4 protein-coding genes are annotated in these 3100 nt (G+C 67.8%); all 4 read left to right on the forward strand.

The genetic code is table 11. The features are described from left to right. Positions 1-407 (forward strand): ABC transporter permease subunit (locus ASG00_RS15915; RefSeq protein WP_442922549.1); only part of this gene is annotated, 407 nt, incomplete at its 5' end. 11 nt (positions 408-418) lie between these two features. Further along, positions 419-1414: a branched-chain amino acid ABC transporter permease gene (locus tag ASG00_RS00180; RefSeq protein ID WP_056206027.1), complete on the forward strand. Its 996-nt coding sequence runs from the start codon at positions 419-421 to the stop codon at positions 1412-1414. After that, positions 1407-2384 (forward strand): ABC transporter ATP-binding protein, encoded by a 978-nt coding sequence (locus ASG00_RS00185; RefSeq protein ID WP_045246620.1) that lies wholly within the window; start codon positions 1407-1409, stop codon positions 2382-2384. Before ASG00_RS00180 ends, ASG00_RS00185 begins: the two co-directional genes overlap by 8 nt. Then, positions 2381-3100: ABC transporter ATP-binding protein (locus tag ASG00_RS00190; RefSeq protein WP_056206097.1), on the forward strand; the 720-nt coding region annotated here is incomplete at its 3' end. The genes ASG00_RS00185 and ASG00_RS00190, both read left to right, overlap by 4 nt.

The following is a 3100-nucleotide window of genomic DNA, read 5'->3' on the forward strand; positions in this document are numbered from 1 at the left end:
TCGGCCTCATGTACACCCGCTTCGGCCGCGCGACCCGCGCGGTGTCCGACAACCCGGCGCTGGCGTCGGCGTCGGGCATCGACGTCGACCGCGTCATCCGGGGCGTGTGGATCATGGGATCCGGACTCGCGGGTCTCGCGGGCGTGCTGCTCGGCCTCGTGCTCAACGGCGTGAACTGGCAGACCGGCGGCCAGCTGCTGCTCCTCCTGTTCGCCGCTGTCACCCTCGGCGGACTCGGCACCGCGTTCGGCGCCTTCGCGGGTGCCATGGTCATCGGCCTCATCGTCGAGCTGACCAACATCTGGCTGCCCGGCGACCTGAAGTACGCGACCGCCCTGGCGCTGCTCATCATCATCCTGCTGTTCCGGCCGCAGGGCATCTTCGGCCGCCGCGAGCGGATCGGCTAAGGAGGGTTCTGATGGACTTCTGGGTTTCCCTGCTGCAGCAGCTCACCGAGAACGCGATCGCGCCGGTCACCGCGGCGTACGTCATCGCGGCGATCGGTCTCAACATCCACTTCGGCTTCACCGGTCTCATGAACATGGGCCAGGCGGGCTTCATGCTCCTCGGCGCCTACGGGTTCGCGCTGACGATCATCTACGGCGGCGGGTTCTGGCTCGCCGTGCTCGTCTCGATCCTCGCGTGCGTCGCGTTCGCGGCGATCCTCGGCATCCCGACGCTGAGACTGCGCGGCGACTACCTCGCCATCGTCACGATCTGCGCGGCCGAGATCGTGCGCATGGTGGGCCGCCTCGCTGCGCTCGCGCCCATCACGGGCGGCTCGACGGGCCTCGTCGGACCCACCTACCGCGGGCCGTTCACCGACCTGTCTCCGCTGGGCACCGGGTCGACCACCATCCTGTGGTTCACCTACCCGAACACCGACCCGGGGTCGGGCAACGACTGGTGGACGCGCATCGTCTCCTGGGGCCTCGTCGCCGTGCTGCTCGCGCTCACCTGGCTCGCGATGCGCAGCCCGTGGGGTCGCGTGCTCAAGGGCATCCGCGAGGACGAGGACGCCGTGCGCAGCCTCGGCAAGAGCTCCTACGCCTACAAGATGCAGGCGCTCATCATCGGCGGTGTGCTCGGCGGGCTCGGCGGCATCCTGACCGTGCTCCCCGCCTCCGTGCAGCCCGACGGCTTCAGCCGCACCCTCACATTCAACCTGTGGACGATCATGCTGCTCGGCGGCGCCGCGACGATCTTCGGTCCGCTGCTCGGCGCGATCATCTTCTTCGTCGTGCGCATCGCGATCGTGCAGATCATGGGCGAGTTCATCCCGACCTCCATCCTCAACACGCAGCAGACGCAGGCGCTGTCGTGGGTGTTCATCGGCGTCGCGCTCATGCTCATCGTGATCTTCAGACCACAGGGCATCCTCGGAAAGAAGAAGGAGTTGAGCTTCAATGCCTGACCTCGGCCCCGTCACCACCGCGATCCGCACGCAGCTCGGCGGCGTCGAGGAGACCCCCGGCGCCACGAAGCCCGACCCGATCCTCGTCGTCGACAACATCGTGCGCCGATTCGGCGGCATGACCGCCGTCAACGTCGACCACCTCGAGGTGCAGCGCGGCGCCATTACGGCCCTCATCGGTCCGAACGGCGCGGGCAAGACGACGTTCTTCAACCTGATCACCGGGTTCGACCGCCCCTCCAGCGCCAAGCGGCTCATCGGAGGCCCGTCCTCGGATGCCGCGGCCCGCTGGTCGTTCGACGGCCGCACCCTCGGCAACACCGCGGCATCCAAGGTCGCCCGTGCCGGCATGGTGCGCACCTTCCAGCTCACCAAGGCGCTCTCGCGCATGACGGTGCTGGAGAACATGCTGATCGGCGCGAAGGGCAACCCCGGCGAGAACCTCGCCGTCGGGCTCATCCCGGCGCTGTGGTCGAAGGCCGAGAAGGCGAACATCGCCAAGGCCGACGAGCTGCTCTCCCGCTTCAAGCTCGACGCGAAGCGCGACGACATGGCCGGCAGCCTCTCGGGCGGGCAGAAGAAGCTGCTCGAGATGGCGCGGGCGCTGATGAGCGACCCGCAGATGATCATGCTCGACGAGCCGATGGCGGGCGTGAATCCCGCACTCACCCAGAGTCTGCTCGAGCACATCCAGGCGCTGCGTGAGGACGGCACAACGGTGCTGTTCGTCGAGCACGACATGCACATGGTGCGCCACATCTCCGACTGGGTCGTCGTCATGGCCCAGGGCGAGGTCGTCGCCGAGGGCGCGCCCGACAAGGTCATGAAGAACCCCGCCGTGATCGACGCCTACCTCGGCGCCCACCACGACACGGACCTGGGCGACGACGACGCGCTCACGACCGGACTCATCGAACAGATCGAGCAGGCCGCCGAAGCCGAGGCCGAGGCCGAGGAGGAGTCGCGATGAGCGAGACCACCGCCACCCCCGTCGTCAAGGCGGACAACCTCATCGCCGGCTACCTGCCGGGGGTGAACATCCTCAACGGATGCACCCTCGAGGCCTACCAGGGCGAGCTGATCGGCATCATCGGCCCGAACGGCGCCGGCAAGTCGACCCTGCTGAAGGCGCTGTTCGGACTTGTGAACGTGCGCAGCGGCTCGGTGACCCTCGAGGGTCGCGACATTACCAACAACAAGGCCAATCAGCTCGTGCAGGCCGGCATCGGGTTCGTGCCGCAGACGAACAACGTGTTCCCCTCGCTCACGATCGAGGAGAACATGCAGATGGGCATGTTCCTGCGCCCGAAGCAGTTCGCGAAGCGCGTGGCCGAGATCTGGGAGCTCTTCCCGGTGCTCGGCGAGCGCCGCAAGCAGCGCGCCGGGTCGCTCTCGGGCGGTGAGCGCCAGTCGGTCGCCATGGCCCGGGCGCTCATGATGAACCCGAAGGTGCTTCTGCTCGACGAGCCGAGCGCCGGGCTGTCGCCGGTGCGTCAGGACGAGACGTTCATCCGCACCCGCGAGATCAACAAGACGGGCGTCACGATCATCATGGTCGAGCAGAACGCCCGCCGCTGCCTGCAGATCTGCGACCGCGGCTACGTGCTCGATCAGGGCCGCAACGCCTATGAGGGGACGGGTCGTGAGCTCGCGAAGGACCCGAAGGTGATCGAGCTGTACCTCGGC

The sequence above is a fragment of the Microbacterium sp. Leaf351 genome (assembly GCF_001423825.1).
Lineage (GTDB): Bacteria > Actinomycetota > Actinomycetes > Actinomycetales > Microbacteriaceae > Microbacterium > Microbacterium ginsengisoli.